This window comes from Bifidobacterium aesculapii (genome assembly GCF_001417815.1).
In the GTDB taxonomy this organism is placed as follows: domain Bacteria; phylum Actinomycetota; class Actinomycetes; order Actinomycetales; family Bifidobacteriaceae; genus Bifidobacterium; species Bifidobacterium aesculapii.
Genome location: NZ_BCFK01000051.1, coordinates 1 through 6827, shown reverse-complemented (window position 1 = coordinate 6827; position 6827 = coordinate 1). Strand labels below are relative to the sequence as shown.

Annotated in this window: 5 protein-coding genes; 4 read left to right on the top strand and 1 reads right to left on the bottom strand. The window is 64.6% G+C overall.

Annotated elements, in window-relative coordinates; genetic code table 11:
- The first annotated feature begins 266 nt into the window (after positions 1–266).
- The 3 genes from BFAL_RS07310 (at position 267) to BFAL_RS07300 (ending at position 3363) form a co-directional block, all read left to right on the top strand.
- The gene (locus BFAL_RS07310; RefSeq protein WP_055427754.1) at positions 267–1271 is read left to right on the top strand and encodes a zinc-dependent alcohol dehydrogenase family protein; all 1005 of its coding nucleotides are present in this window, start codon (positions 267–269) and stop codon (positions 1269–1271) included.
- Positions 1272–1437: 166 nt separating this feature from the next.
- A complete protein-coding gene (locus BFAL_RS07305; protein ID WP_082440458.1) occupies positions 1438–2841 on the top strand; it encodes an MFS transporter in 1404 nt (467 codons plus the stop codon).
- Between the two features lie 120 nt (positions 2842–2961).
- A complete protein-coding gene (locus BFAL_RS07300) occupies positions 2962–3363 on the top strand; it encodes a VOC family protein (protein WP_055427753.1) in 402 nt (133 codons plus the stop codon).
- 84 nt (positions 3364–3447) lie between these two features.
- Here BFAL_RS07300 and BFAL_RS11730 read toward each other — a convergent pair whose 3' ends face one another.
- Positions 3448–3576 (bottom strand): hypothetical protein, encoded by a 129-nt coding sequence (locus BFAL_RS11730; RefSeq protein WP_269082770.1) that lies wholly within the window; start codon positions 3574–3576, stop codon positions 3448–3450.
- A 631-nt stretch (positions 3577–4207) separates the two neighbouring features.
- Here BFAL_RS11730 and BFAL_RS07295 point away from each other — a divergent pair.
- Positions 4208–6793 (top strand): glycoside hydrolase family 31 protein, encoded by a 2586-nt coding sequence (locus BFAL_RS07295; protein WP_055427752.1) that lies wholly within the window; start codon positions 4208–4210, stop codon positions 6791–6793.
- Positions 6794–6827: the final 34 nt, after the last annotated feature.

Genomic DNA, 6827 nt, shown 5'->3' with positions numbered 1-6827 from the left:
GGTGGGATGCCACACCCTAAACAGTGAAGTGTGTGCGGTGCATGGTGCGACACGCCGGTGTAAATATGTTTTAGAAAATGAATTTGCAAAACCGAGAAAAGGAAGTTATAGTGTTCATCAACACCCCGCAAGGTACGCGGGATGACGATGAACCATCAACCAACGACAACCACCAGCCATAACGGCCGAGGCCGGAACGGAACGACCCGTTCCCCGCGTCAAGGCCGCAGCCCTTCGCTGCAGAAGGGCCGTAGAAAGGAGCCATCATGAAGGCACTCGTGCTCACCGGCGTCAAGCAGTTCGAGATCCAGGACCTGCCCACCCCCGAAATCAAGCCGGACGAAGTGCTCGTCAACACCGCATACGCCGGCGTGTGCGGCACCGACCACGACCTGTACGCGGGCCGTCCCGGTTCCGCCGCCGCCGTGCCGCCGATCGTGCTCGGCCATGAGAACTCCGGCGTCGTCGCCGCCGTGGGCGCCGCCGTGACCAACGTGAAGCCCGGCGACCGTGTCGCCGTCGACCCGAACATCTACTGCGGCCAGTGCGACTACTGCCTCACCCAGCGCCCGGAGCTGTGCGACCACCTCTCCGCCGTCGGCGTGACCCGCGACGGCGGCCTCGCCGAGCAGTTCACCGCACCCGCGTCCGTGGTCTACAAACTGCCGGACAATGTCTCCCTCAAGGACGCCGCCGCCATCGAGCCGATCTCCTGCGCCGCGCACGGCGTCGACCTGCTGAAGCTGCGCCCCTACCAGAAGGCGCTCGTCATCGGCGACGGATTCATGGGTCAATTGTTCGCGCAGATCGTGCAGGCCTACGGCGTGCACCAGGTCGATCTCGCCGGCATCTTCGACGAGAAGCTCAAGCGCAACCAGGAGCTGTTCGGCGTGAAGAACGTGTACAACACCACGCGCGAATCCATCCCGGCGGAATCCTACGACGTGATCATCGAGGCGGTCGGTCTTCCCTCCACGCAGGCGCAGGCCGTGGCCGCCGCGCGCAAGGGCGCGCAGGTGCTCATGTTCGGCGTCGGCCCGCAGGAGGCCCACTTCGAGATGAACACCTATGACATCTACAAGAAGCAGCTGACCATCCAGGGCTCGTTCATCAACCCGCTCACCTTCAAGGATGCGATCAGCCTGTTGGAATCCGGCAAGATGAACGTCGCCCCGCTCATCAGCCACGAGCTCGGTCTCGAGGAGGTCCAGGACTTCCTTGACGGCAGGATCAAGGGCGTCTCCAAGGCCGTCGTCAAGGTCGGCGCCTGACCTCCCCGTACATGCTTGGCCGCCGGTTTTTCCCTTTTTCCCGGCGGCCGTCACCTCTTCCTTCCTCTCCGCTCGCATTCCATTCGCGTTTCCACCGTCCGCTTTCCGTGTTTCCGACGGCGCAGAACCCATCCGACAATGACGTTCCAGTAAGGGTTATCCATCCATGATTCGCTTCTTCGAAAAGTTCGGCATCCCCCGTGCGCTGCTGCTCGGTTTCCTCGCCGTGGCCATCTTCATGACCGGCGACGGATTCGAGCTCACCTTCCTGTCCAAATACATGGTCGACCAGGGTTTCACCGCCGCGCAGGCGTCCGGCCTGGTCACCGTCTACGGCCTGTTCGCCGCGATCGGCGGCTGGACCGCCGGCGTGCTCGCCGAGATGTTCGGCGCCCGCCGCGTCATGATGTTCGGCGCCTGCTGGTGGATCGGCGTCCATCTGGTGTTCCTCGCGCTGGCGCTGCCGAGCGGCGTCTACCCGTTCATCCTGTCCGTCTACGCGGTGCGCGGCATCGGCTACCCGCTGTTCATCTACAGCTTCGTCGTGCTGATGGCGCAGTACATCAGCCCCGCCCGCCTCGCCTCCGCCACCGGATTCTTCTGGACCTGCTTCTCGTTGGGCATCGGCGTGTTCGGCGCCTACCTGCCGAGCTTCATCATGCCGCACTTCGGCGAGTACCGGACCTTCTGGTTCGCGTTGCCGTTCTCCATCGTCGGCACGATCATGTGCTTCCTGTTCGTGCCGAGGAACAAGGTCGTCAAGGGCGAGGGGCTGAGCACCGGGGAGAAGCTCAAGGAGCTCACCGACGGCGCCACCATCCTGTTCACCAACCGCAAGATCGCCGTCTGCGCCGTCATCCGCATCATCAACAACCTGCTGCTGTACGGTTTCCCGGTCATCATGCCCCTCTACCTGTGCACCACGAAATACGGCGGCATCAACATCTTCAAAACCGAGGAGTGGATGCGCATCTGGGGCTTCGTGTTCGTCGTCACGCTGGTCTTCAACACCTTCTGGGGCTGGTTCATGGACCGTTTCGGCTGGGTGTGGCCGATGCGCTGGTTCGGCTGCGGCGTGCTCGCCGTCGGCTCCGTCGCCTTCTACTACATCCCGCGCTGGTTCGGTGCGAACGCGGCGATGATGATCGTCGCCTCCATCATCGTCGGCATCGGCACCTGCGCGTTCTCCTGCCTGCCGACCATCATGACGCTCGAGGCTCCCGGCAAGCAGGGCGCCGCCCTTTCCGCATACAATCTGGCCGCAGGTCTGACCACGTTCGTCGGCCCCGGCATCGCCACGCTCCTGCTGCCGTCAATCGGCATCGAGGGCATCTGCTGGACGTACGCGGCGCTGTACGTGGTGGCGCTGCTGCTCACCTGCACCCTGCACCCGAAGCAGCCCGGCTTCGACGAGAAGGGGCGCCGCATCAAGGGTGCGAAGCGGCCGGAAGATGCCGTGGCGTCCGCGGATGCCGGTGCCGCCGAGTCGCCGGTCGCCGCGGGCTCGTCCGAGACGCGTCCGATCGAGGTGACCGTCGCCGCCAGCCGGTCCGCGGCCGCCTTCGCCTGATCGGGGCCGGTGCGCTACCCTAGCCTAGAGCGTGTCGATGCGACCACATTGCATTGATCGCATTCAGCCCGCAATGTCACAATTCAATTCATTCACGATTCAATTCAAAGGAGAATCATCATGACCAAGCCCATGTCCGCGTTCACCACCGACCTCCAGCACTCCGGCATGATCGCCAGGGATCTGGACGAGACCATCGCCTTCTACCGTGACAAGCTCGGCTTCGAGCTCGCCGGTCTGTATCTGAACGGCGAGAACCGCTGCGCGTTCCTGCGCTACGGGCACCTCACCATCGAGACGTGGGAGGGCGACGAGGCGCCGCTGACCACCGGTGCCATCAACCATTGGGCGTTCGACACCCCTGACATCGAGGCCGCGTGGGAGAACGCGAAGGAGCTCGGTCTGGAGATCAAGGAGAGTGAGATCCAGTCCATCCCGACCTTCTGGGCCAAGGGCATCCGCTACTTCAACGTGTGGGGCCCGAACCGCGAGACCATCGAGTTCTGCGAGATCGTGAAGTGATCTGATCGTCGCGTCGCGACCTGCCAAGCCAGTGCCGGCCGGTGTGCGTCATTGCGCATCGGCCGCTTCGCATATGCGGGGCGTTCAGCGCTGTTCGATGGCCTCGAAGGCCTTGAGGGTGGATTCGCTGTAGCCGGCCTGGGCGAGGGCGCTCGTGCCGCTGACCTCGAGTCCGCGAAGCACGGCCGCCATGATTTTCTTTCCGTTCAGCATGATGGGTTCCTTTCCGTGATGATGCGCCTTGCGGCGTGGGCGGACGGCGTTTCCGTCCGGCGGCATCAGTGTATGTCGCGGCGGCGACTTCTTGAAAACTTTTTTCTAAAACAAATTACGAAATATTGGCGGGTCTGCTTTTTCTTGGGTGGCATGGGTGGCGGGAGGCCGTGAAAACGGCGGCAGGTGTCCGGAGCCGCCTGAGAGTGGTCCGACAACAGGTGCATTGCCGCCGTTATTGGCTCTTTACAGCGTCAAATGGACATCCCGGAGGGGGTGAGACGTCCTTATGGCGCTGTAAATCCGAAAAAACGGTGGTCAGGCGCCGGAAGACTGCGTGGGTGCCTCGTGGATAGCGTCTTTCCGTCCTGCTTCCCGCCTTGGTGCGGTGTGATGGAAGGGAAGTAAATATGCATGCACGCCGTTGTGTGTGCAAGCGCTATGATATCACATCACGGCGAAAAAGTATTGGTATTTCGCACAATATGACAAGACGAGTTGTTTCCGGTGTGTCATATTGCGCAGAATAGTGCAAGCGTTATCATTATGGTGTGCGCCCGAATCCGCCCATCTTGTTCGGAACGCACTTCTGCGTCGCCTACCACCCGAAACCACAGCAAAGGAGCCTGACATGGTGGACAGCAATCTCTTTTCCCTCGCCACGCTCGGCGCGCATCCGGCGATGAATCCGGGCCGCGTCATCCAAGGCGATCGATGGCGCATCGGCGTCATCACCGAGGCGCTGATTCGTTTCGAATGGTCCGATTCGGGGCGTTTCGTCGACGACGCCACCCAGTCGGTGCTCAACCGCGACTTCATCGGCGACGGCGGCAAGGAGCCCGAGTTCACCGTCATCGAGCGCGACGGCTGGCTGGAGATCGACACGCCGTCGCTCCACATCTCCTACGACCAGGGCCCGTTCTCCAAGGAGGGCCTGTACGCCACCATCAAGAACGTGAACGCCATCGACAACACATGGCATTACGGCGACGAGCAGCGGCGCAACCTCGGCGGCACCGCGCGCACGCTCGACTTCGCGAACGGGCGCATCCCCGTCGGCCCCGGCGTCAACGGCACCGACGGCTGGGCCGTGATCGACGACTCCGCATCGAACCTCATCCGCGAGACCGCCACGGTGAACGGCAAACCGAACCCGTTCGGCACGTGGGTGACGCCCAAGCCGGAGCCGACCACCGACTGCTACCTGTTCGCCTACGGCCACCGCTACCGCGAGGCCGTCCACGACTTCTACCGTCTGACCGGCCCGACCCCGCTGCTGCCGCGATTCGTGTTCGGCAACTGGTGGAGCCGCTACCACCGCTACACCGAAGACGAGTACATGACGCTCGTCGACCGCTTCGAGCGGGAGGGCATCCCGTTCACCACCGCCGTCGTCGATATGGACTGGCATCTCGTCGACGACGTGGACCCGAAATACGGCTCCGGCTGGACCGGCTACACGTGGAACCGTGATTTCTTCCCCGATCCGAAGCGCTTCATGGCCTGGCTGCACGACCACGGCATGAGGATCACGCTCAACGTGCACCCGAAGGACGGCATACGCGCGTTCGAGGAACGCTACCCCGAGCTCGCCGCAGCGATGGGCATCGACCCGGCGACCGGCGAGGCGGTGCAGTTCGACCTGACCGATCCGACGTTCATGGAGGCCTATTTCGACCTGCTCCATCACCCGATGGAGGAGGACGGCGTCGACTTCTGGTGGCTCGACTGGCAGCAGGGCGGCGTGACCCGCCAGAAGGGTCTCGACCCGCTGTGGGGTCTCAACCACCTGCACTACCTCGATTCGGCGCGTGCCGACGAGGGCGGCCACAGCGCCCTCAACCCGCGTCCGCTCACCTTCTCGCGCTACGCCGGGCCGGGCTCGCACCGCTACCCGATCGGCTTCTCCGGCGATACCGTCGTCAACTGGGAATCGCTGAAGTTCCAGCCGGAGTTCACCGCCACCGCCTCCAACATCGGCTACGGCTGGTGGAGCCACGACATCGGCGGCCACATGTTCGGCTACCGCGACGAGGAGCTCGAGGCGCGCTGGTACCAGCTCGGCGCGTTCAGTCCGATCAACCGCCTGCACTCCACCGATTCGCCGTTCAACGGCAAGGAGCCGTGGAACTTCCACGGCGACGTCGCCGCGGCGATGACCGCCGCGCTGCGCCTGCGCCACGCGATGATCCCGTACCTGTACGCGATGAACCGCCGCGCCGCCTACGAGGGCGAGCCGCTCGTCCAGCCGCTCTACTGGGATTACCCGGAGATCCGCGATGCGTACAAGCTCGTCGACGAATTCCGTTTCGGCACCGAACTGCTCGTCGCGCCGATCGTCGACCCCGGCGAGAGGAGCGTGCAGCGCGCCAAGGCCGACGTGTGGTTGCCGCAGGGCACGTGGTTCGACTTCTTCGACGGCCGCCGGTACGAGTCCCGCCCGGCATCCGGCCGTCGTCTGGAGGCGTGGCGCGCGCTCGACCGCATGCCCGTGTTCGCCAAGGCGGGCGCGATCGTGCCGTTGCAGACCGTCGCGGAAGGCGGCGCCGCTGAGGGCGCCGCGACGCCGCTCAACTCCGTCGCCAACCCGCGCTCGCTGCGTGTGCTCGTCTTCCCGGGCGCGTCCGGTTCGTTCACGCTGTGGGAGGACGACGGCGCGCCCGAACGTTCGGTTCGTTGGGCGTCGACCGCGTTGACGCTGGACCCGAGTGCCGCCACAGACGGAGACGGCGGCGTCTCCCGGACCGCGACGTTCACCGTCGCGCCGGTCGCCGGCGCCGGTGACGTCGTGCCCGAGTCGCGCGACTGGGAGCTCGTCTTCCGCGGCGTCGACGCGTCGGCGGCCGACGGCGTCGCCGTCACGTCCGCCGGTCGCGGAATCGACGCCGACGTCACCTATGACGCCGTGACGCTGAGCGTCGTCGTGCGCGTCGCGGGCGTCGCCTCCGCCGACGGTCTCGTCGTGACGTTCGATGCGGGACTGCCGTTCGCCGACGATCCGGTGGTCGAGGATGCGTTCGCCGTGCTCAAGGACGCGCAGATGCTCTACCTCACCAAGGAGAAGGCGTACGCGATGGTCAGGGAGCTCGGCGCGGACGCGCTGCCGGCGCTCCACACGATCGAGGATCTGCACGGCGTGGACGAGAGCCGCGAGAACGACTCGCACATGCCGCAGCCCGTCATCCAGGCCCTCGCCGAGGTCCTCACCCGCAGCTGAGCCTCGGGTCTGTTCTTCCTATGCGCGATTGTGG